General features: G+C 54.6%; 22 protein-coding genes and 1 tRNA gene. 8 read left to right on the forward strand and 15 right to left on the reverse strand.

Annotated features, from left to right (window positions below; all coding sequences use genetic code 11):
• The first annotated feature begins 139 nt into the window (after positions 1–139).
• Positions 140–307 carry a ribosome modulation factor gene (rmf, locus tag ACOT1A_RS11575; protein ID WP_003858162.1) on the forward strand — a complete coding sequence of 56 codons (168 nt, stop codon included), beginning with the start codon at positions 140–142 and terminating at the stop codon, positions 305–307.
• Positions 308–378: 71 nt separating this feature from the next.
• Here rmf and fabA read toward each other — a convergent pair whose 3' ends face one another.
• Positions 379–897: a bifunctional 3-hydroxydecanoyl-ACP dehydratase/trans-2-decenoyl-ACP isomerase gene (gene fabA / locus ACOT1A_RS11580; protein ID WP_000227926.1), complete on the reverse strand. Its 519-nt coding sequence runs from the start codon at positions 895–897 to the stop codon at positions 379–381.
• A gap of 68 nt (positions 898–965) precedes the next feature.
• The gene (locus tag ACOT1A_RS11585) at positions 966–2,726 is read right to left on the reverse strand and encodes a Lon protease family protein (RefSeq protein ID WP_276170352.1); all 1,761 of its coding nucleotides are present in this window, start codon (positions 2,724–2,726) and stop codon (positions 966–968) included.
• 186 nt (positions 2,727–2,912) lie between these two features.
• Here ACOT1A_RS11585 and matP point away from each other — a divergent pair, with 186 nt between their 5' ends.
• Positions 2,913–3,365, forward strand: a complete 453-nt coding sequence (matP, locus tag ACOT1A_RS11590) for a macrodomain Ter protein MatP (RefSeq protein ID WP_006809347.1) — start codon at positions 2,913–2,915, stop codon at positions 3,363–3,365.
• Positions 3,366–3,430: 65 nt separating this feature from the next.
• Here matP and ompA read toward each other — a convergent pair whose 3' ends face one another.
• Positions 3,431–4,483, reverse strand: a complete 1,053-nt coding sequence (gene ompA, locus ACOT1A_RS11595) for a porin OmpA (RefSeq protein WP_276170353.1) — start codon at positions 4,481–4,483, stop codon at positions 3,431–3,433.
• 356 nt (positions 4,484–4,839) lie between these two features.
• A complete protein-coding gene (sulA, locus tag ACOT1A_RS11600; RefSeq protein WP_032610196.1) occupies positions 4,840–5,349 on the reverse strand; it encodes an SOS-induced cell division inhibitor SulA in 510 nt (169 codons plus the stop codon).
• 217 nt (positions 5,350–5,566) lie between these two features.
• Here sulA and ACOT1A_RS11605 point away from each other — a divergent pair, with 217 nt between their 5' ends.
• Entirely contained in the window at positions 5,567–6,193 is a 627-nt protein-coding gene (locus ACOT1A_RS11605) for a TfoX/Sxy family DNA transformation protein (RefSeq protein WP_023299743.1), read from the forward strand.
• Here the strand turns inward: ACOT1A_RS11605 and yccS are convergent.
• Positions 6,150–8,312 carry a YccS family putative transporter gene (yccS, locus tag ACOT1A_RS11610; protein ID WP_105322613.1) on the reverse strand — a complete coding sequence of 721 codons (2,163 nt, stop codon included), beginning with the start codon at positions 8,310–8,312 and terminating at the stop codon, positions 6,150–6,152. The two genes, ACOT1A_RS11605 and yccS, sit on opposite strands and share 44 nt — an antisense overlap.
• An 18-nt stretch (positions 8,313–8,330) precedes the next feature.
• On the reverse strand, positions 8,331–8,777 hold the full coding sequence (locus ACOT1A_RS11615) for a YccF domain-containing protein (RefSeq protein ID WP_023299745.1): 447 nt from the start codon (positions 8,775–8,777) through the stop codon (positions 8,331–8,333).
• Between the two features lie 122 nt (positions 8,778–8,899).
• On the opposite strand from ACOT1A_RS11615, the gene helD reads away from it, so the two are divergent.
• Entirely contained in the window at positions 8,900–10,954 is a 2,055-nt protein-coding gene (gene helD / locus ACOT1A_RS11620; RefSeq protein ID WP_276170354.1) for a DNA helicase IV, read from the forward strand.
• A gap of 53 nt (positions 10,955–11,007) precedes the next feature.
• Here helD and mgsA read toward each other — a convergent pair whose 3' ends face one another.
• Complete coding sequence (gene mgsA, locus ACOT1A_RS11625) at positions 11,008–11,466, reverse strand: methylglyoxal synthase (RefSeq protein WP_003858146.1); 459 nt, start codon at positions 11,464–11,466, stop codon at positions 11,008–11,010.
• Positions 11,467–11,546: 80 nt separating this feature from the next.
• Complete coding sequence (gene csgI / locus ACOT1A_RS11630) at positions 11,547–12,209, reverse strand: curli synthesis inhibitor (protein WP_276170355.1); 663 nt, start codon at positions 12,207–12,209, stop codon at positions 11,547–11,549.
• Positions 12,210–12,380: 171 nt separating this feature from the next.
• Here csgI and ACOT1A_RS11635 point away from each other — a divergent pair, with 171 nt between their 5' ends.
• On the forward strand, positions 12,381–12,794 hold the full coding sequence (locus ACOT1A_RS11635; RefSeq protein WP_006809337.1) for a CoA-binding protein: 414 nt from the start codon (positions 12,381–12,383) through the stop codon (positions 12,792–12,794).
• Positions 12,795–12,826: 32 nt separating this feature from the next.
• On the opposite strand, the gene hspQ is transcribed toward ACOT1A_RS11635, so the two are convergent.
• Both hspQ and rlmI read right to left on the reverse strand, forming a co-directional pair.
• Positions 12,827–13,144 (reverse strand): heat shock protein HspQ, encoded by a 318-nt coding sequence (hspQ, locus tag ACOT1A_RS11640; protein ID WP_003858136.1) that lies wholly within the window; start codon positions 13,142–13,144, stop codon positions 12,827–12,829.
• A gap of 60 nt (positions 13,145–13,204) precedes the next feature.
• Entirely contained in the window at positions 13,205–14,395 is a 1,191-nt protein-coding gene (gene rlmI / locus ACOT1A_RS11645; protein WP_023299749.1) for a 23S rRNA (cytosine(1962)-C(5))-methyltransferase RlmI, read from the reverse strand.
• A gap of 93 nt (positions 14,396–14,488) precedes the next feature.
• Between rlmI and yccX the strand changes: the two genes are divergently transcribed.
• Positions 14,489–14,770, forward strand: a complete 282-nt coding sequence (gene yccX / locus ACOT1A_RS11650) for an acylphosphatase (protein WP_003858131.1) — start codon at positions 14,489–14,491, stop codon at positions 14,768–14,770.
• Here yccX and tusE read toward each other — a convergent pair.
• Positions 14,767–15,096, reverse strand: a complete 330-nt coding sequence (gene tusE, locus ACOT1A_RS11655; protein WP_003858129.1) for a sulfurtransferase TusE — start codon at positions 15,094–15,096, stop codon at positions 14,767–14,769. The genes yccX and tusE overlap by 4 nt on opposite strands.
• A gap of 88 nt (positions 15,097–15,184) precedes the next feature.
• Positions 15,185–15,844, reverse strand: coding sequence for an FtsH protease modulator YccA (gene yccA, locus ACOT1A_RS11660; RefSeq protein WP_003858127.1), 660 nt, complete (start codon positions 15,842–15,844; stop codon positions 15,185–15,187).
• A 269-nt stretch (positions 15,845–16,113) separates the two neighbouring features.
• Here yccA and ACOT1A_RS11665 point away from each other — a divergent pair, with 269 nt between their 5' ends.
• Positions 16,114–17,742 (forward strand): ABC transporter substrate-binding protein, encoded by a 1,629-nt coding sequence (locus ACOT1A_RS11665; protein ID WP_276170356.1) that lies wholly within the window; start codon positions 16,114–16,116, stop codon positions 17,740–17,742.
• 144 nt (positions 17,743–17,886) lie between these two features.
• Positions 17,887–17,974 (forward strand) — tRNA-Ser (locus ACOT1A_RS11670).
• Here the strand turns inward: ACOT1A_RS11670 and ACOT1A_RS11675 are convergent.
• Genes ACOT1A_RS11675 through ACOT1A_RS11685 form a run of 3 tightly spaced genes read right to left on the reverse strand, consistent with a single transcriptional unit; the run spans position 17,961 to position 20,829 of the window.
• A complete protein-coding gene (locus ACOT1A_RS11675; protein ID WP_233154553.1) occupies positions 17,961–18,797 on the reverse strand; it encodes an ABC transporter ATP-binding protein in 837 nt (278 codons plus the stop codon). The genes ACOT1A_RS11670 and ACOT1A_RS11675 overlap by 14 nt on opposite strands.
• Positions 18,794–19,825, reverse strand: a complete 1,032-nt coding sequence (locus tag ACOT1A_RS11680; protein WP_368958449.1) for a FecCD family ABC transporter permease — start codon at positions 19,823–19,825, stop codon at positions 18,794–18,796. The genes ACOT1A_RS11675 and ACOT1A_RS11680 overlap by 4 nt, the downstream gene beginning before the upstream one ends.
• Positions 19,822–20,829, reverse strand: coding sequence for an ABC transporter substrate-binding protein (locus ACOT1A_RS11685; protein WP_154051640.1), 1,008 nt, complete (start codon positions 20,827–20,829; stop codon positions 19,822–19,824). Before ACOT1A_RS11685 ends, ACOT1A_RS11680 begins: the two co-directional genes overlap by 4 nt.
• Positions 20,830–20,947 lie beyond the last annotated feature (118 nt).

The following is a 20,947-nucleotide window of genomic DNA, read 5'->3' on the forward strand; positions in this document are numbered from 1 at the left end:
ATGTAGCTCACAAATATGACACCCGTATGAATTTTGAACGTTGACGCTGACGCAGATTCGGGGTATTCGTTAACTGTGCTTGCACATATTGCAACCACTGTTTTCTTTCCACCAGACAAAAGAATGAGGGAAACGAGGCATGAAGAGACAGAAACGAGATCGCCTGGAAAGGGCTCATCAACGTGGTTATCAGGCTGGCATCGCCGGACGTTCTAAAGAAATGTGTCCCTATCAGGCCCTGAATCAAAGGTCCCAATGGCTAGGGGGCTGGCGAGAAGCCATCGGAGACAGGGCAGTACTTGCTTGATACCGTCTCTTTAAAAAGAAACCTCCGCAATGCGGAGGTTTCGCCTTTCTGGAAGGGGCTAAAAGCCGTTATCAGAAAGCGGAGGTATCCTGGAACAGACCCACTTTCAGGTCGTTCGCGGTATAGATCAGACGACCATCAACCAACACTTCACCGTCCGCCAGGCCCATAATCAGACGGCGGTTAACGATGCGTTTGAAATGGATACGGTAGGTGACTTTCTTCGCGGTAGGCAGAACCTGACCGGTGAATTTCACTTCGCCTACGCCCAGCGCACGGCCTTTGCCTTCACCGCCAAGCCAGCCCAGATAGAAGCCAACCAACTGCCACATGGCATCGAGGCCCAGGCAGCCAGGCATTACCGGATCGCCAATAAAGTGGCAACCGAAGAACCACAGGTCCGGGTTGATATCGAGTTCTGCTTCTACGTAACCCTTATCAAAGTTGCCGCCGGTTTCGGTCATTTTCACGACACGGTCCATCATCAGCATATTTGGGGCTGGTAACTGCGGGCCTTTCGCGCCAAACAGTTCACCGCGACCAGAGGCAAGAAGGTCTTCTTTAGTATAGGATTCGCGTTTATCTACCATGTTCTCAGTAAGCCTTATTTTAGTGAAGGACGCAGGATAGCTAACACGTGTACGCTGAACAAGTCCGATCAGTTCGCACTAAACCAACTTAACCAGCGTAACGGCCACGGATAACGATGACGAGCATCCTGTTGTGTCGCCTGAGCTATACGTTCCTGAATGGTCTGCATCAGGGTTGTCTGGCCTTCGCCGTCCCAGACCAGGTTTGTCAGTAAGGGTAGTGCATCCTCAACCCCTTCGATGGCCCAGACGGTGAATTGTTCCTGCTCTACCGCATCCAGAATCGCCTGGCTCAGGCTCAAATGGCGAGCGTTAGGTGCCGGAATTATCACGCCCTGTTTGCCGTTTAAACCGCGCTGCTGGCAGATTGCGAAGAAGCCTTCGATTTTCTCATTCAGTCCGCCCACCGGTTGGGCACGGCCAAACTGATCCACGGACCCGGTAATCGCAATATTCTGGTTAATCGGCACGTCTGCAAGCGCGCTGATCACGGCGCACAGCTCCGCCATTGAGGCGCTGTCGCCGTCGACTTCACTGTAGGACTGCTCAAAGGTCAACGAGGCAGAGAAGGGGATCTGCTGCTCGAGCTGAAGTTCAGACATCAGGAATGCCTGCATGATCATCATGCCTTTGGCATGAATGTTTCCGCCCAGTTCGGCCTTGCGTTCGATATCGGTAAATTCGCCGTCACCAATGTGTACGACACAGCTGATACGGGAAGGCTCACCAAAGGCGCGTGGGTGCCCGGGGAACTCGATGACGGACAAGGCATTGATTTGCCCGATACGTTCGCCTTCGGTCTCCACCAGAATCTGTTCAAGCAGAATTTCATCCTGCATACGGTCAGCAAGATAGCCTTCGCGCCATTCACGCTGGGCCAGCATCTGGCTCAGTTGCTCACCGTTGAACGTACCATTGCCGCTGATAACGCCCACTTCACGCAGCTGTTTGCCGATCCAGAGCGGACAGAGCGGCAGGGTTTCCTGATCGCCGGTGTAGCGTACGGCCTCTCGGATTAAGCCCGGCCACGCATCCTCGGCAGGTGAGGGCAGCGCGGAACGTTCCGCCACGGCCATAACCCACTGACACCACTGCGCCATGTCATCGGCATCTGCAATCTGAATATTGTCTTCAAATTCGCTGTAAACCGCCTGCTCCGCGAGTTCTGGCTCCATTTCCTGGAAGTCAGCCAGTGATTCACGGTCACCCGTCAGCACGACGGTCAGCGACAGCGGCATAGACGGAATGGAAACAGGCAGAGGACGTGAATCGTCGAAGCCTACCCAGTCAAAACGTTGCTGCGTCACCACCGTTTTCAGGCGCATCCACAGCAGCGGCTGCGCAAGCAGTGTGCGAAGGGAGATGAGCAATACGCCGCCATTCGCGCGGTGTACCAGCCCGGGTTGCAGTGAAACATCGCCATTGAACTGACGAAGGCAGCCGAACAACTGTTCTGCTTCCACCCAGTTGGCGGTGATCACCTCGCCTTTTGCAGCGAACAATCCATCTGCCTGCGTGGCAGGTTCGAATGTCACGTCGCGACCGGCAATATGATACTGACCACCAAAAACGGCATTCGTTTTTGGCTGCAACTGGCGCATGGCATCACCGAGAAGCGTCAGATACTCGGCTTCTTCCGGGGCTTTGAGCAGCATGAAAGGAGATGTAGCCCATGGGGATGACATCTGCTCCAGCGCGTAATGCAAACGCGGTTGTGTCTCGCTAAGTATGAATTTGTGTTCTTTTGTGAGGTCTGGCTGTGCAAACAGCTCCTGATAGCTCTCGGTATCCGGAACCAGGTCACGCCATGCAAGTTTCGTAATGGTCAAAGTTGATGTTTTTTAGTCAGAAGTAAAACCGTGGAGTATACCGTAAGCGGCGCACTCTGCCCAATCAGGATTCGGGTTTTCGTCATGCGGATCGCCTGCGACGTTTCACAGGATATGATTTCTTTTCAGCAGATTGCCAAAAAACTGATATTCTGAACAGAGTTACACGGTAACACTGAGATCGCAATGAAATATCAACAACTGGAAAACCTCGAAAGCGGCTGGAAATGGAAGTACCTGGTCAAAAAGCACCGTGAAGGGGAGCTGATCACCTGCTACATCGAAGCCAGCGCGGCACAAGAAGCTGTGGATATGTTGCTGACCCTCGAAAACGAACCGGTACAGGTCAACGGCTGGATTGAGAAACACATTAATCCGGCCTTGTTAAACCGGATGAAGCAAACTATCCGTGCTCGTCGTAAACGGCATTTCAATGCCGAGCATCAGCACACCCGTAAGAAATCCATCGACCTGGAATTCATGGTCTGGCAGCGTCTGGCCGGGCTTGCGCAACGGCGCGGGAAAACCCTGTCGGAAACGGTGGTGCAGCTGATTGAAGATGCCGAGCACAAAGAGAAGTATGCCAGCCAGATGTCGACGTTGAAAAACGATCTACAGGCACTGTTAGGTAAAAAATAAGCTTTTTACTTTTCTTCAGATAATAAAAAACCCCGCATGGCGGGGTTTTTTTATAAGACGATAACTTATGCCGCAGGCTGAGTTACAACGTCTTTGATACCTTTAACTTCGATCTCTACGCGACGATCTGGTGCCAGGCAGTCGATCAGTACAGCGCGTGGTTTCACGTTGTCACAGGTAGAACCGGTAACTGGGTTAGATTCGCCCATACCACGTGGGGAGATCTTGTTAGCTGGGATACCTTTAGATACCAGGTAATCAACTACAGACTGAGCACGTTTCTCAGACAGACCCTGGTTGTAAGCGTCAGAACCGATACGGTCGGTGAAGCCCAGAACCACTACAGAACCGTCTTTAGGATCCAGGTTGCTCAGCTGGGTGTACAGCTGATCCAGTGCCTGCTGACCTTCTGGTTTCAGGGTAGCTTTGTTGAAGTTGAACAGAACGTCAGACTTCAGAGTGAAGTGCTTGGTCTGTACTTCTGGCGCTGGAGCCGGAGCTGGAGCTACGACTGGCGCATCTTCCTGCTGACCGAAACGGTAAGAAACACCAACGCTCAGCATGCCGTTGTCTGGACGAACACCAACGGTAGCACCGTCACCGATGTTGTTAACCCACTGGTATTCCAGACGGGTAGCGATGTCACGGGTCATTGCCCACTCAACGCCACCAGCGAATACTGGGGAAACACCAGTGTCGTGGTCGTCACCAGCGATGCTGTTGCTGGAGTCTGCACGCCATACCATGCCGCCCAGACGGGTGTACACGTCCAGATCGTCAGTTACTGGGTAACCCAGTTTAGCGGTCAGCTGTACGCCTTGAGCTTTGAAAGCGCCATTTACGTTGTCGCCTTTGTAAGGCATACGACCTAACCAGTCGTAACCCATTTCAAAGCCAACATACGGGTTAACCTGATAGCCACCGAACGCACCTGCACCCAGCTGGCTCTCGTGAGTAGGGCCATCGTTGTTCAGGCTGCTGTTGTACCAACCGGTGTCATGGAACTGAGACCAGCCCAGTTTACCACCTGCATACCAGGTATTATCTTTCGGAGCGGCCTGCGCTACGGTAGCGAAGCCAGCCAGTGCCACTGCAATCGCGATAGCTGTCTTTTTCATTTTTTGCGCCTCGTTATCATCCAAAATTTGCCATGAATATCTCCATCGGAGGAATCACGGTTAAATCCTTCACCGGGGGGCGTGGTCAAATATAAACCTACCGATATCTTCGGCTTAGGCCGAGCACCCCTGGCGATGTAAAGTCTACAACGTAGCTGAAAACTTACAAGTGTGAAGTCCGTCAGGCATATGAAAAAAAAAGTTCCGTATACCTAATATTTAACAATTTTTGAACGAATTTTGTGCAGTAAAATTAACGAGAACCGCGTCAGACAAGCCTTGCCGCAGTTTTGGCGCGTTGAACTTTTTTTGCATACTGCGGTCGAAAAAAATTCCAGGAAAACTCTTAAAATGACTCAATGGTACACATTTGAGTGAATTTTTAGCCCGGGATGTTGTCCTCTGCGATAGGAATCTCCACGAACTGGCCGCATGATGAAACCCATCGCGTTACCTTCTTCAGCCGCTTCAGTCAGACGCAAATGTTCCTCTTGCGACAGATCCTCAGGCAACCACCCAATCACGACGCTATAGTTCCCGGTACGTAATGCCCGGACCATCGACTCGACCGTATCGCAAGGGGAGAGTTGATTAATCTGCATCACCTTCGCTAACGGCAGGCCAGCCGACTGAACCCATTCGCGACTTAATTTTTGCTGTGGCGTCAGCCAGAGCTGCCAGCGAGACTGTTGCCCGAGCTGCTGCAAAAGCGGCAGGAGTAAGAGTTGTGTCAACAGCGGCTGGTCTTCACGGTAAACCACTTCACTGATAAGCCCTGTCGATTCACGCCCGATAGAATTCTGCGCAGCATTGCCTGCGGCAGAAGTAGAAGGTGTTAAGTGATTTGCATAGCCTGAAGTGTACATATTCATTCCAGCCCTGTAGTTACTGTATGGATATACAGTAACCCCTGTATGCATAAAGATCAACCTCATTTTCGGAAAGCGACTCGCAAATTTCATCCATTCCTGGTGAACCTGAAAAAATCATCTTGCCCAACGGCAATAAGTTGCCTATTTTCCTGCTAACGGATCCGTTAGTAAGAAATATCGTGGTTACTGTATGATTTTTAATGGAATTATCATGAAAAAGATATCTTATGATCGGATTTATCAATCTCAAGAATACCTCTCTCCGCTGGGCGAAATTCATCATCGCGCCCTGTTTGGCGGTTATACCCTGGCCGTGGATGAAGCGGTGTTCGCGATGGTGTCTGACGGTGAGCTTTACCTTCGCGCCTGTGAGCAAAGTGCAAAATACTGTGTAAAAAACGCGTCCTCTTTTCTGACCCTGATGAAACGAGGACGTCCTGTGCTGCTTAATTACTACCGTGTGGATGAAGGTCTGTGGCAAAACAGGGAAAAACTGCTTCAGCTCTCCTCGTTTGCGCTCGATGCCGCCAGGAAAGAGCGCTACCAGCGCCATCAGCGTAACCGGCTTAAAGATCTGCCGAACCTGACCTTTCAGATTGAGGTCCTGCTTATGGAGGCGGGCATTACCAATGAAGAGACGCTACGACAGTTGGGGGCGAAGACGAGCTGGCTGAAAATGCGCTCTAAGAATAAAGCGCTGAGTATCCGGGTATTGTTCGCGCTTGAAGGCGCGATTGAAGGGTTACATGAAGCGGCACTCCCGGCGGATATTCGCCGGGAGCTTACGGAGTGGTTTAATGCGCTGCCTGAGTCGCAGGGCCATCATTCCGCCAGGTAGCGATCTGCTGTCGCAGCCGACAAATTTCCGGCAGCAAAGCGATAAGCAGGCCAATTTGCTGAAGGACCAGCGGAGCTTTGTTGTCGGTGCCTGGATCAAGGTGTGCGATACGTTGCACCAGTTCATCCAGTGCCTGGTGAACCCGTGGCTCGTCCGCAGGTTGATGATGAAGCGCATCATCAACGTAGCAAACGGCATCGTCCAGCAGTGCCAGGATGCTCGGATTCGTCAGTTTCTCTCGGTGGGCGCCAAGGGTAGAGATATAGCTGGTGAACGTGTGGTTCAGACACAGCAGGCGGAAGGCTATCTCCCGGATTTCTGCCGTGGCGCGCGGCTCAGTTGACATATTCGAGACAACGGAAGCCAGCTCTGCGTCAGTGTTATGCGCATCGCGACGGGCAATCCGATAGGCCAGACGGTTATCGCGACCCTGATGGTATTGCTCAAGTATGGCGTCCAGATAGCGGCAGTTGGCGTTCATTGCTCTGTCGGACACGCGCGGTAAATTTCGGAAACGCCAGTCCGGCCAGATAAAGCTCACCGCCGCCCAGGCGATGGCGCAGCCGATAAGCGTGTCGATCACGCGGGGGAGGGCCACTTCAAAGCCTTCACCCAGCAGATTGAAGCAGAGCAGAACCAGCAGCGTGATGAACATCGTGGCGTGGGCATACTGCACATTGCGGAAGGCGAAGAACAGTACCCCGGTAATCACAATCAGGATCAGTTGCCCTTCTACTGAAGGCACAAAATAGAGCACCGGCAGCCCGATGGCGACCCCGACTAACGTCCCGACAATACGCAGCGCGAGTCGATGGCGGGTAGCGTTATAGTTCGGCTGGCAGACGAACAGGCTGGTCAGCAGGATCCAGTAGCCGTGGTGCAATCCTGTTATCTGGATAAACGCGTAGCCGACGCACAGTACCAACGACATCCTTACCGCATGGCGAAAGAGGGCGGATTCCGGCGTAAAATGACGGCTCAGGCGCAGCCATATATCGCTGAAACCGTTGAGACTGTCGTCGGCAAGCTGGTTGTCAGCGTCATTGCCCGGCATCGCCATCGCCTGTTCAGACTCAATGGTGGCGAGCTGAGCATCGATGGCTCTCAGGTTGTTGAGCAGGAATCCCAGGGCTTTGAACTGTTCCGGCGAAGTTCCACTGGCCTGAACGCGATCGAGCGCCGCATCCAGGTGGCTGAATGCACGTTCAAAGCGAGGATCGTGCTGATAGGGCGTGCGCAGCAGTATTGAGCGTGCAAGTTGCTGGCAGGCCTGAGACTGCATCGACAGCAGACGCTGGAAACGGAACATCACGTCGCTGTAGCGGAATTTCTCGCGCAGGTCAGCGTATTGCACATGCGAGGAGCTGGCGCGCTCGTGAATATCCTGGGCAACAAAGTAGTAGTGCAGGGTGCGCCGGGTACCGCGCTGACCGCGATCGCCGCGCAGACGGGTGAGCAGAGACGCTTTGGTCTGATTCAGCGTGGCGACCAGTTGGCCATTTGCCAGCGCCAGATCGTACAGGGGCGCCTGGCTGTCCTCTTCGATATCCGGATCAAACAGCCGGGATTTCAGCTCAAGATAGTGGGCCAGCCGTTCGTAACTGCGGGCAATGTTGTCCTGTAAGGCACGAACCGGAAAAATAAGATGCCCGGTTAAGGTCAGCAGGTTATACCAGATAGCGCCCAATAGCAGCAGGACCGGTTGCTGATACCACTGATCGTAAAGAGAGACGCCCAGCATGGTGTAAATGGCAATCAGCAGGGCGCCAAACGCGATAGTGGCGTAGCGTTGCCCGAGGCCGCCGAGCAAAATGAAGCCGCTGGTGGACACCGTCAGCCCTAAGGCAAACAGCCAGGGCCACGGGAAAAGCAGCTCAACGGAGGCGGAAGCAATAAAGAAGCAGACCAGCGTGATGACCAGATTACGCAAACGACCGGCCAGGCGGTCGTCGAGATCCGCCAGCGCGCCGGCCACCACCCCAAGCGTGAGGGGGATGGTGAGCTTCACATCATTCAGCCACCACGGCAGAGCGACGGTGCCGCAGAGGGCGATAAATATCCTGACGTTATACAGCCAGTTACTGTTCCATGTATAGCGACGAAGCAGGGGGCTTAGCATGAGAGCGGCCAGTCCTTATTACTGAAAACGACGACGGGCATTGGCTTCACGCGCGGCTTGCGCGACTTCGACCGGAACAACTCGGCGTCCTACCGGCCACAGGGCGATGGTGGCAATTTTGAAATTAGCGAGGCCAACCGGAATGCCAATAATCGTAATGCACTGGGCGATACCGGCGAAGATATGCATCAGACACAGCCACCAGCCAAAGAAGATTAGCCATAAAATATTCAGCAGCGTGCCGCCGGTATTCATCAGGGCATTTTTTCTTTCCGGCTCCAGTTCATCCACGTGTATCGCTTCATTTCCATAAGGAACGAGGGACAGTTTGGTGATTTCCCAGCAGGAGCGCGTCAGCGGAAGGGTGAAGATAAGCACGATGCTCACCAGGGTGGCAAAAAGCCAGGAAAGGGTGGTGGCAAAACCGCCAAGGACAAAATTCAACACATTCAGAACGGTACGCATAAACCCTCATTTCCTTCGATATGATTAACGCCCGGTGATTGTAACGTTTTTTTGGGCTGGAGCACCTTAAAACTGGCAGTTAAACTGTCTGACAAATTATGACCTCGTGGATCCGGCAGGATATGGAACTGAAAGCAACTTCAATGGGCAAACGCCTGGCGCAGCACCCTTACGACAAGGTTGTGCTTCTTAATGCGGGAGTGAAAGTCTCCGGTGAACGCCACGAATACCTTATTCCGTTTAATCAGCTACTGGCCATTCACTGTAAACGAGGGCTGGTATGGGGGGAGCTGGAGTTCGTTTTACCGGCAGAGAAAGTGGTGCGACTCCACGGGACCGAGTGGGCGGAAACCCAACGCTTCCACCATCATCTGAACATGCGCTGGCACCAGTGGAGCCAGGAGATGAGCGTGATTGCCGCACAGGTGCTGCATCAGGTGCTGGACGATATCGCGCTAAGCAATACGCAGCAGAAGTGGCTGACGCGCCAGCAAACCGCCGGGCTTCAGCAAAAAATCACCCAGGCGCTGACGGCATTGCCTTTACCGGTGGCGCGGCTTGAGGAATTTGATAACTGTCGCGATGCGTGGCGGAAGTGTCAGGCCTGGCTTAGCGATATCGAGAAAAGCCGTCTGGCGCATAACCAGGCCTGGACTGAGGCGATGCTTACGCAATATGCCGATTTCTTCAGTACGGTGGAATCATCGCCTCTCAATCCTGCTCAGGCGCGCGCAGTGGTGAATGGCGAGCACTCTTTACTGGTGCTGGCAGGCGCAGGGAGCGGCAAAACGTCGGTGCTGGTGGCGCGCGCGGGCTGGCTTCTGACAACGGGCGAGGCAGTTGCCGACCAGATTTTGCTGCTGGCTTTTGGTCGCAAGGCGGCGCAGGAGATGGATGAGCGCATTCAGGCGCGTTTGCATACCCAGGATATCTCGGCGCGCACGTTCCACTCCCTCGCTTTACACATCATTCAACAGGGCAGCAAAAAAGTCCCTGTTGTCAGCAAGCTGGAGAATGATGCTCAGGCTCGCCAGGCGCTGTTTATCAAGGCATGGCGTCAGCAGTGCAGTGAAAAAAAGGCGCAGGCGAAAGGTTGGCGTCAGTGGCTTGAAGAGGAACTCAACTGGGAGGTGCCGGAGGGCAGTTTCTGGCAGGATGAAAAGCTGGCGCGCCGGCTGGGCTCTCGTCTCGACCGGTGGGTAAGCCTGATGCGCATGCACGGCGGCTCTCAGGCGGAGATGATAGAAAGCGCACCGGAGTCGATCCGCGCCGTGTTTTCTAAGCGGGTTAAACTGATGGCGCCGATGCTGAAAGCGTGGAAAACCGCGCTGAAAGACGAAAACGCGGTCGATTTTTCCGGGCTAATCCATCAGGCCATTATCATTCTGGAGAAAGGGAGCTTCGTCAGCCCGTGGAAACACATTCTGGTGGATGAGTTTCAGGATATTTCGCCGCAGCGCGCTGCGCTGCTTTCGGCGCTGCGGGCGCAGAATAAACACACGTCGCTGTTTGCCGTGGGCGATGACTGGCAGGCTATCTACCGCTTCAGCGGGGCGCAACTTTCCCTCACGACGGCCTTCCATCACTATTTTGGGGAAGGCGATCGCAGCGATCTGGACACCACCTACCGCTTCAACTCGCGGATTGGTGAAATTGCCAACCGTTTTATTCAGCAGAACCCACATCAGCTGTCGAAGCCGCTTAACAGCCTGACGTCGGGGGATAAAAAGGCCGTCACGCTGCTGGCGGACGATCAGCTGGAACCGCTGCTGGATAAACTGAGCGGCTATGCGAAACCGGATGAACGGATTCTGGTCCTGGCGCGTTATCACCACCTCAAGCCGACGGCGCTGGAAAAAGCGGCAACGCGCTGGCCAAAACTACAGCTCGATTTTATGACCATTCACGCCAGTAAAGGGCAGCAGGCCGACTACGTAATTGTGGTGGGGCTGAAAGAGGGGAGCGACGGTTTCCCGGCACCGGCGCGGGAATCCGTGATGGAAGAGGCGTTATTGCCTGTTCCGGAAGATTTCCCGGATGCAGAGGAGCGGCGCTTACTGTACGTGGCGATAACCCGCGCGCGCCATCGCGTGTGGCTCTTGTTCAACAAAGAGGAGCCGTCGGTGTTTGTCGATATTTTGAAAAGTATTGACGTGCCGGTGGCGAGAAAGCCGTAACGCGCCGGGCAAATTCTGTAGGCCCGGTAAGCGCAGCGCCACCGGGCAAAAAACTACTTCAGTCTCTCCGCAAGATAACGCTGATAATCCGGGATCAAAATCTCCACCGGATCGTTAAACTGCGGCGATTCAATGATGAAATCTGCCGTTGAAAGATTGGTGGCTACCGGAATGTTCCATACCGTCGCCAGACGCAGCAGCGCTTTAACGTCCGGATCATGCGGAACCGCGTTCAGCGGATCCCAGAAGAATATCAGAACGTCAATTTTACCTTCCGAAATCTGAGCGCCGACCTGCTGGTCACCTCCCATCGGGCCGCTCAGCATGGCATTCACTTCCAGACCGGTTTCGCGGTGGATCAGGTTGCCGGTTGTTCCCGTGGCAGAAAGGGCATGATGCTGTAAAAGAGGCTGATGGCGACGAACCCAGTTAAGCAGCATTTGTTTACAGTGATCGTGCGCAACCAGAGCAATGTGCTTGCGCGCCGGAAGTGTGCGTGTTGTCAGTTCCATAATCTTATCCGTGAGGTTACCTCGCTACACGATGACGGGAACTGACTGATGCTGCAAGAGAAAGGACGAAAAAATGTGGCTTACGACGAAGGTTGTCGTTTCGCCCATTGCAGAAAACGGGCGCGCGTGTCCGGATCGGCATTCTGGAACCAGAATTTGAGGCGTTGCTCAGTAAGGGTCTGCGACTGAGGAGGGAGTACATCCAGCTCCGATACGCCCGAAAGCAGGGTACTGTCATCCGCCATCATGGTGGCGAACTGGGGCAGGGAGGCGCGCCTGCTGGCTCTGTTATAGATCTCCGTGTCCGCTTCGTAATCTGTTCCTTTTGGCCTTTTTGTCAGCGCCAGGATATCCAGCTTTACCGGGATGGGCATAGAATCCCCGTCCACCAGCTCAATGCGCGGTGAGGCATCAAATGCCAGTGACTCTTTTTCTGTTTCAAGGTGCGGGAGACGAAAATTGACCTGGCTGATGCGTTGGGTATTAAAGCTGACCACCAGCGGAGGCGAAATGTACACCTGCTGTTCGTTGTAGGCGAGGCGAATCGTCTTTTCAACCCGAAAAACCACCTGATGCGGGCCATTATCCAGCTCGATGCTGTCTGCGCCCCGCAGCAGGGAGCTGGAGACTTTTTTCCCGTCCAGCACCAGCAGGTCAATGTCGGTTGAGAGTCTGAGGGTGGTTGCGAAAACACAAACCGGCATGATTAACGCAACCACAGCCCAGGCAATGCCGGTTTTCATAGCTGACTCCTGTAGACAAACTACCTGGTAAGAATGTATCAAAATTTTTCGATAAACACGTTTACTAACATATAGACATATTCTGCCGTTTTGCCCTCATACTTCTGTATGGGATGCGTGGTTGAGATGTCTGCTTTGACGTACACTTTGAAAAAAACCAGGAGGAACAGCATGAAAGAGAACGACATTGTCGAGATTCTGACGTCCACGCGCACTATCGCGCTGGTCGGCGCGAGCGATAAACCGGATCGCCCAAGCTATCGGGTCATGAAATACCTTCTGGACCAGGGATATCACGTGATCCCGGTCTCGCCGAAGGTGGCGGGGAAAACACTGCTGGGTCAGCAGGGCTATGCGACGCTCGCGGACGTGCCGGAAAAGGTGGATATGGTGGACGTTTTTCGTAATTCAGAGGCAGCCTGGGGCGTGGCGCAGGAGGCGATTGCCATCGGCGCGAAAACGCTGTGGATGCAGCTGGGCGTGATTAATGAGCAGGCGGCCGTGCTGGCGCGTGATGCCGGGCTGAAGGTGGTGATGGATCGCTGTCCGGCAATCGATATTCCCCGTCTGGGGCTGGCAAAATAAAAAAAGCCCGCTTGACGGGCTTTTTTACACCTTTAGTTACGCAGTCTTGGCGCCTGTAACTGTTTGCGGATGGTCTGAGCAAGCTCGTCCATAGTGGGTTGTTCCGGATGCTCATCCTGTAGTTCACCACTCAGCTGCGCTTCGGCAAGATAGGTATGGACAGGCTGACCATCGTCGCCCTCCATAACCACATGATACCAGGGCGCGGCGCGAAGCTCTGCGTCAACGGCCAGATCGTCTGCTGACGGTTCATCAAGGGAATACTCCGGGTCGATATCCACGACCACACCCAAATATCCAAGCAAGGTGTGGCGGACCTGCTGGCCGATACCGAATTTGCTGGCAATCATAGTCACCTCCCGGGAAACATTACATACACACTATGTGCGGGCAATATTTCTCTTTTCAAGTTACATGACGCGACAGGCAAACCCTTTCAGATACAGCCCTTCCGGGTAGGTAGCGATCACCGGGTGATCGGCGGCCTGACGGAACTGCTCTATAAATTGTACATCACGACCCGCATCTATTGCGGCATCGGCGATGATTTTTTGGAATAAATCTGTCGTCATCAGGCCAGAGCAGGAGAACGTCAGCAGAACGCCACCCGGGTTCAGCAGCTGGATCGCCAGCATGTTGATGTCTTTATAGCCACGGCAGGCGCCCATCAGCTGGCTTTTATTTTCTACAAACTTCGGCGGGTCCATCACGATAACGTCAAATTTCTCGCCCTGGTCGCGGTATTTACGCAGCAGTTTGAACACGTCGTCGCGCACAAACTCCGCTTTGCTCAGATCCAGCTTGTTCAGCTCAACGTTCTGTTTCGCCACATCCAGCGCTTCCTGTGAGGTGTCGACGCTCACAACCTGGGCACAGCCGCCCATCAGGGCAGAGACCGCAAAGCCGCCGGTATAGGAGAAGCAGTTCAGCACGCGCTTATCGGCAACGTACTGGCGCGTTGCCAGACGGCTGTCACGCTGGTCGAGATAATAACCGGTCTTATGGCCGCCCTGGATGTCCACCAGCAGCTTCATGCCGTGCTCCTCGATAGGCAGCAGGGCAGGCGGCAGTTCGCCGGTGACCGGGCCCTGCGTCAGCTCCATGCCCTCTTTTTTACGTACCGCCACGTCGCTGCGGTCGTAAATGGCACATTCCGGGAACAGGGTTTGCAGGGCGCTAATTAGCGCGGCACGCTGGTATTCCGCCCCGGCGCTCAGCAGCTGCAACACCAGGAAATTGCCGAAGCGGTCAATGGTCACGCCCGGCAGCCCGTCGGATTCACCGGCAATCAGACGATAGCTGTCCAGCCCGTCACGCTTTGCCAGCCACTCGCGCCACTGCTGCGCCTGTTGCAGACGACGGACAAAGAAGTCGATATCGATGGCTTCTTCTTTATCGAACGTCCAGACGCGCGCGCGGATCTGAGATGCAGGCGAGTATGCGCCGCGTGCTAACCATTTCCCCTGATGGTCAACAATATCGATGGTTTCACCGAGGCTGGCTTTACCTTCCATGCGGGCAACCGCGCCGGAAAAGACCCAGGGATGGCGGCGCAGTAATGACTTCTCGCGCCCTTTGGCTAACACTAAACGTACACTCATAATTTGCTATTCTGTCGATTCCAATGAAATGGCCGCCATTTTCCCGACTTCAGCGAGGAAATGCAACGCGCCAGTCGGATAAGGAGAAGGATGATGTCAAATGTATGCACCATTGCCTGGGTCCATGGCCTTGTACAGGGCGTCGGATTCCGCTACAGCACCCAGCGCGAAGCCCTTCAGCTCGGACTGACGGGGTATGCGCGTAACATGGATGATGGCAGCGTGGAGGTTGTGGCCTGCGGTGAGGCGGATCGGGTAGAGAAGCTGGTGGCGTGGCTGAAAGCGGGCGGACCGCGCAGCGCGCGGGTTGATAAGGTGCTAACGGAACCGCATCAACCCGGCCGGGAATACGCTGACTTCAGTATTCGCTATTAAATGCATTTTACCGGCTTTGGCAGGCCGGCAATTTTTGTCGCCTGTTTAGCCGGGCCTTTCGGAAACAGGCGATACAGATAACGGCTGTTGCCTTTCTCTTCGCCAAATTTATTCGCCATGGCTTTGACCAGCATGCGGATAGCCGGAGAGGTGTTGAATTCGAGGTAGAATTCGCGCACAAAGCGCACCACTTCCCAGTGTTCCGGGGAGAGGGTAATTCCTTCGTTTTCCGCAATTTTCTCCGCCAGCGCTTCGCTCCACTGGCTGCTCTCTTTCAGATAACCGTCGTTATCGGTTTCGATCTCTTTGCCTTCAAAACTCAACATATTCATTCACGCGTTAGTCAAAAACCGCCTCAGTCTACCAAAAAAACAAAGCCCCGCATAAGCGGGGCTTTGTTCACAGCACGGTGAGTTAATCGCGGCTGGCGAAGCCCAGGATACTCAGCAGGCTGACAAAAATATTGTACAGCGACACATACAGGCTCACGGTGGCGCGGATATAGTTCGTCTCACCGCCGTGAATGATGTTGCTGGTTTCATACAGGATTGCGCCGGATGAAATCAGGATAAACACCGCGCTGATTGCCAGATGCAGAGCAGGCAATTGCAGGAAGATGTTCGCCAGCATACCGACCAGCACAATCACGATACCCGCCATCAGCATACCGCCGAGGAAGGACATGTCCTTACGGGTGGTCAGCACGTAGGCCGAGCAGCAGAAGAACACCAGCGCGGTACCGCCCAGCGCCATACCAATCACGTCGCCCATTCCGGCAGACAGATAGGCGTTCAGGATTGGCCCCAGGATGTAGCCCAGGAAGCCGGTGAAGGCGAAAGCGGAGAGAATACCCACCGGTTTATCCGCGGTTTTATAGGTCAGGAACATCAGACCATACATACCCACCAGCGTCAGGATCAGGCCCGGAGAAGGCAGCATCAGTACGGTGCTGGCCGTCGCGGTGATCGCCGAAAACGCCAGCGTCAGGCTGAGCATGAAATAGGTATTGCGCAGCACCTTATGGGTGCTGAGTAGCGATGTGCGGTCGCGTGAAGAAGTAATTATACGATCCATGAGTCACTCTCTTATGACAGATGTAATTAGCGCAAAGAATAGGAAACGGCGCGGCAGACGCAAAGTGGTTTTACCCATCTTTACTCAGCCCCTTGGGATTATGCTGGTTTTTTATTCTGGTAAAGCCTTTGTACTCAGAATGAAGTGCGGTATGCAAGGCGTATTCAGATCAACCTCTTATAGGTCACTGAAAAATATTGCGTTATTTCCCTAAGGCCGCTAAGAGTTATTTCCGGATCGTCATAAAAACAGACAATAAGGCGAAGGAAATGAAACCACAAACACGCATGCACTTTACGCTCTCTTTGTTAACCGCAGGGGTCCTGTGCGCCAGCACGGCAACCTGGGCGGCTAACGTGCCAGCAGGAACCCAGCTGGCAGATAAGCAGGAACTGGTCAGGAACAACGGCAGTGAACCCGCCTCGCTCGACCCGCATAAAGTCGAAAGCGATGTCGAATTCAATATTATCAGCGATTTATTCGACGGGCTGGTCAGCGTCTCTCCGGCAGGTGAAATCCAGCCGCGCCTGGCGGAGAAATGGGAAAATAAAGATGACACCGTCTGGACTTTCCATCTGCGCCCGGGCATAACCTGGAGCGATGGCACCCCCATCACCGCGGAAGATATTGTCTGGAGCTGGCAGCGACTGGTCGACCCGAAAACCGTCTCTCCGTATGCCAGCTATCCCGGCAGTATGCGTATCGTCAACGGCACTGATATCGCAGAAGGCAAAAAAGCACCCGAGTCGCTGGGCGTGAAAGCCATCAATGACACCACGCTGGAAGTGACGCTCACCCAGCCAAATGCTGCTTTCCTGGCGATGCTGGCTCACCCGTCTCTGGTGCCGATAGATAAAGTCCTGGTAGGTCGTTTCGGTGATAAGTGGACCAAACCGGAGCACTTCGTCAGCAGCGGGGCCTATAAACTGTCACAGTGGGTGGTGAACGAACGCATTGTGGCGGTGCGAAACCCGAAATACTGGGATAACGCACATACCGTCATCAACAAGGTGACCTATCTGCCCATTTCCTCTGAAGCCGCTGATGTCAACCGCTACAAAGCGGGGGAAATCGACATCGCCTACACGGTGCCGATCAACCAGTTTGCTCAGCTGAAGAAAACGCTGGGGAGCGAGCTGGATGTATCGCCGCAGCTTGCCACCTATTATTACGAATTCAACACCACCAGGCCGCCGTTCAGCGACGCCCGCGTGCGTAAGGCGCTGAATCTGGCGCTGGATAAAGATATTATCGCCGGGAAAGTTTTAGGGCAGGGGCAACGCCCGGCATGGCTCATCAGCCAGCCGGATATTGGCGGCGTCAAGTTACAGAACACTGATTACGCCAGCTGGCCGATGGATAAACGCATTGCCGAGGCGAAAAAACTGCTGGCCGAAGCCGGATTTAACGACAGCCATCCGCTCAGCTTTAATCTCCTCTATAACACCTCGGAATCGCACCAGCGTATTGCGATTGCCGCCAGCTCGATGTGGAAGAAGAACCTCGGCGTAGAGGCGAAGCTGCAAAACCAGGAGTGGAAAACCATGCTTGATACCATGCACACCCATAACTTTGACGCGGTGCGCTACGCCTGGATTGCTGATTACGATGACGCCGCAACCTTCCTGAATAACTTCCGTACCGGTGACAGCCAAAACACCACTCAGTACAGCAATCCGGAATACGATCTGGCTCTGGTGAATGCGGCGAAGGCGAAAACGGCGGAGGAGCGCGGTAAGTTCTACCAGCAGGCAGAAGATCTGCTGGGGCGCGATGTGCCGGCGATCCCTGTCTATCACTACGTGCGCACGCACCTGGTGAAACCGTGGGTAGGGGGCTTCACGCCGGATAAGCTTGGCTACTACTACACCAAAGATATGTACATCAAAAAGCACTAACGATCCGCGGTGGATATTATGCTGGTAAAACGGCCAATCTGTTGTCTATTCAACCGATTAAACGCATTTTGGCTATTTTTAAAGCGAACGAATGCGCGCACCCTTTACAGCGCGCGGTGAGGTGTTTATAGTTCGCCTCACTTAGGAAGCGTGGCCGAGCGGTTGAAGGCACCGGTCTTGAAAACCGGCGACCCGAAAGGGTTCTAGAGTTCGAATCTCTACGCTTCCGCCAAATTCGAAACCCCTGCGATAGCAATATCGCAGGGGTTTTTGCTTTTGTTCTGGCTCTCCGCCATGTCACCCATGTTATAGCTTATCGTGATCCCGGCGTCGGCCTTACAGACCTGAGCTTTTACGCACCAGGTATCCGCGATGTTCGAGGGCGTCAGCACCGCTTCGGGCGCACCCGTGGCTGCGATCTGCCCGGCCTTCAGGAGGATCAGACGCTGGCAATAATTGGCCGCAAGATTGAGATCGTGCAGTGCAACCACCACCGTAAGCGGCAGCTGTGAAACGAGCCGCATCAGCTCCAGCTGGTGCTGAATGTCCAGGTGGTTTGTCGGTTCATCGAGCAACAGCACCTGCGGCTGCTGGGCCAGCGCGCGGGCTATCTGACTTCGCTGTCGTTCTCCGCCTGACAAAGAGTGCCATCGCCGCTGGCGTAAGCTGCATAACTGCATCAGGCCAATCGCCTGTTCAACCGCAGCCTCATCGTCGCGCGTGGTTCTCTGGAATGTTTTCCGGTAGGGCGTACGCCCCAGCCTGACCATATCCTCAACGGTCAGTTCCCCGTCGACCTCAGCATGTTGCGGGACAAACGCCATGTGCTGCGCCCGTATTTTCAGCGGCATCAAGCCAAGCGTTGTGCCATTAAGCGCAACACGTTCGCTGTGTCTTGGAAACAGCCCGGCGAGGCAGCGCAGCAGCGTCGACTTGCCTGAGCCGTTTGGCCCTAACAGGCCGACAATCTGCCCGGATGGCAGGTCGAGATCGATATCCTTAAGCACCGTCTGCGCCTGTCGGGTTACGGTTAACCCGGCCACTGTTATATTCATGGATGCTCCTTTCGGTTTTGATAAAGCAACGCCACAAAGACGGGGGCGCCCACCAGCGCAGTCACCACCCCGATGGGCAGAACCTGGTGCACGATCAGCGTGCGTGAGACGATATCGGCAAGGATCATAAAGTGGGCGCCGATGAGAAACGTCAGCGGGATCGAGCGGCGATGGCCCGGCCCGCATAGCATGCGCGTCACATGGGGAATGACCAGCCCGACAAACCCCACTGCGCCTGTGGCGCTCACCAACGTGGCGGTGACAACGGCACAGGTCAGCAATAAGACAATACGCACGGCGGTAACCGGGATCCCCAGCGTGGTGGAGACCTCATCCCCGAAGGTGAAGGTGTCCAGCGCCCGGGAAAAGAGCAATACCACCAGTAAACCCGCAAGCGTAACGGCCAGCGCCAGCAGTGCGTCAGGCCAGCGCACGCCGCTCAGACTCCCCATCAGCCAGAACATGACGCTACGGGACTGCTCGGCATTGGCGGACGTGCTGACGACGTACGCGGTCATGGCGTTGAAGAGCTGGGTGCCCGCAATACCGGCCAGCAAAATGCGCGACGGGCTTTCACTCATCCCGTTTGTAATCACCATGATGAGCGCAAAGGCGGCGCAGGAGCCGACAAACGCACCGCTGCTCACGCCAATCACGCTTCCCCCCATGCCGAGAAGCATCACGCAGACGGCCCCCTGCGAGGCGCCCGCGGAAATCCCCAGCAGATAAGGCTCAGCCAGAGGGTTACGCAGGATCGACTGTAACACCAGCCCGCACAGCGCCAGGCCACCGCCGCTGCACGCGGCCATCACTGCCCGGCTCATGCGATATTGCCAGACGATACCCTCCTCCGTTTGTGGCAACGCATAAGAGGTCAAACCCAGTCCGTTGAGGATCGCTTTCCCGGTACTGGCATACGACACCGGCATATCACCGATACTGGCGGCAAAAACCAGTATTAGCGGCAGCGCCATGACGCCTGCTGCCAGTAAACCTTGCTGGCGGCGGTCAAAAGCGAAATGACTCATTGTTCATCCTGGAAAGAAGCCAGCCGATCGCTGATAAGCTCAACCGCATCGACGTTACGTAATGAAGGGTTTAACGACATCGCCGGCACCACAATAATGTGGTTGTTCCTGACCGCAGGCATGTTCTTCGTCACCGGGTCATTACGCAAGAATGCTTTTTTTACCTCAACGTCATCGGCAGGGTAGAGCCTGCGGGACATCCCGGCGATAACAATCACGTCCGGCTGCGACTGGGCAATATGTTCCCAGGTTACAGCCGGCCATTCGTCATGAGAGTCAATAATGTTCTTCAACCCCAGCGTGCGGCTGATCCAGCCAGGCGCGCCGTAATTCCCCGCCACCCAGGGATCGCCATTCAGACGGCTACTTGAGAACCAGAATACGACGCGAAGCGGTTTCGCTGAGACGCGCCCCTGGGCCTTTTTGATACGTTCCGTCAGCGTATGATTAAGCTGCTCACCTCGCGCGGAAACATCAAATATCGTCGCCAGATCTGTCACTTCCCGTGTGATTTCGGCCAGCGAAAACGGCGCGCTACGTGCTCCGTCTGCGTTTGACTTTTCCGTCACCGCTTTATCCGTGCAGTCGGCAGGAGAGATCCACGTATTAATCCCCATCGAGGCAAACTGCTCACGGGTGCCCACTTCTCCCTGCGGACCAATGTGCCAGTGATACTGCGCGAGAACGAGCTCAGGTTTCTGTCCCACCACGGCTTCAAATGAGGGGGAATTATCTGCAAGCCGGGGGATATTTTTCCCGGCATCTGCCAGCGGATCCGGGAGCTTGCCGAACCAGACCGACGTTGCGGCGATCTTTTTCTCCAGCCCCAGTGCGAGCAGTAATTCTGTTTCATGCTGTCCCACGGTCACGACGCGCTGAGGAGCCTGCGCAAAGGTCTGCTTTACGCCGCAATTTTCAATCGTGAGGGGCCATGAGGTTGCTGAGAAAGCGGCAGGCGCCGTGGAGAGCAATAAAGCCAGAAATAACCCTTTTTTAAGTAACATAGAACATAATCCCAAATTGTTATGTTATAACATAATACATATATTGTGATTGAGAGCAACACGCTCACCGTCGCTTGTTGCAGAAACGAAAGGCTGGACTATTCTCAACATACCCACC

Source organism: Enterobacter cloacae complex sp. SYL003, assembly GCF_049236925.1.
Classification (GTDB): domain Bacteria; phylum Pseudomonadota; class Gammaproteobacteria; order Enterobacterales; family Enterobacteriaceae; genus Enterobacter; species Enterobacter intestinihominis.

Bases quoted from the DNA above. Each gene is read 5' to 3' on its own strand.
- ACOT1A_RS11665 (WP_276170356.1), top strand. From the start codon at position 16,114: ATGAAACCACAAACACGCATGCACTTTACGCTCTCTTTGTTAACCGCA.
- ACOT1A_RS11685 (WP_154051640.1), bottom strand. From the start codon at position 20,829: ATGTTACTTAAAAAAGGGTTATTTCTGGCTTTATTGCTCTCCACGGCG.
- ompA (WP_276170353.1), bottom strand. From the start codon at position 4,483: ATGAAAAAGACAGCTATCGCGATTGCAGTGGCACTGGCTGGCTTCGCT.
- yccA (WP_003858127.1), bottom strand. From the start codon at position 15,844: ATGGATCGTATAATTACTTCTTCACGCGACCGCACATCGCTACTCAGC.
- ACOT1A_RS11605 (WP_023299743.1), top strand. From the start codon at position 5,567: ATGAAAAAGATATCTTATGATCGGATTTATCAATCTCAAGAATACCTC.
- ACOT1A_RS11680 (WP_368958449.1), bottom strand. From the start codon at position 19,825: ATGAGTCATTTCGCTTTTGACCGCCGCCAGCAAGGTTTACTGGCAGCA.
- fabA (WP_000227926.1), bottom strand. From the start codon at position 897: ATGGTAGATAAACGCGAATCCTATACTAAAGAAGACCTTCTTGCCTCT.
- sulA (WP_032610196.1), bottom strand. From the start codon at position 5,349: ATGTACACTTCAGGCTATGCAAATCACTTAACACCTTCTACTTCTGCC.
- helD (WP_276170354.1), top strand. From the start codon at position 8,900: ATGGAACTGAAAGCAACTTCAATGGGCAAACGCCTGGCGCAGCACCCT.
- csgI (WP_276170355.1), bottom strand. From the start codon at position 12,209: ATGAAAACCGGCATTGCCTGGGCTGTGGTTGCGTTAATCATGCCGGTT.
- ACOT1A_RS11635 (WP_006809337.1), top strand. From the start codon at position 12,381: ATGAAAGAGAACGACATTGTCGAGATTCTGACGTCCACGCGCACTATC.
- yccX (WP_003858131.1), top strand. From the start codon at position 14,489: ATGTCAAATGTATGCACCATTGCCTGGGTCCATGGCCTTGTACAGGGC.
- tusE (WP_003858129.1), bottom strand. From the start codon at position 15,096: ATGTTGAGTTTTGAAGGCAAAGAGATCGAAACCGATAACGACGGTTAT.
- hspQ (WP_003858136.1), bottom strand. From the start codon at position 13,144: ATGATTGCCAGCAAATTCGGTATCGGCCAGCAGGTCCGCCACACCTTG.
- matP (WP_006809347.1), top strand. From the start codon at position 2,913: ATGAAATATCAACAACTGGAAAACCTCGAAAGCGGCTGGAAATGGAAG.
- rlmI (WP_023299749.1), bottom strand. From the start codon at position 14,395: ATGAGTGTACGTTTAGTGTTAGCCAAAGGGCGCGAGAAGTCATTACTG.
- yccS (WP_105322613.1), bottom strand. From the start codon at position 8,312: ATGCTAAGCCCCCTGCTTCGTCGCTATACATGGAACAGTAACTGGCTG.
- ACOT1A_RS11615 (WP_023299745.1), bottom strand. From the start codon at position 8,777: ATGCGTACCGTTCTGAATGTGTTGAATTTTGTCCTTGGCGGTTTTGCC.
- mgsA (WP_003858146.1), bottom strand. From the start codon at position 11,466: ATGGAACTGACAACACGCACACTTCCGGCGCGCAAGCACATTGCTCTG.
- ACOT1A_RS11675 (WP_233154553.1), bottom strand. From the start codon at position 18,797: ATGAATATAACAGTGGCCGGGTTAACCGTAACCCGACAGGCGCAGACG.
- rmf (WP_003858162.1), top strand. From the start codon at position 140: ATGAAGAGACAGAAACGAGATCGCCTGGAAAGGGCTCATCAACGTGGT.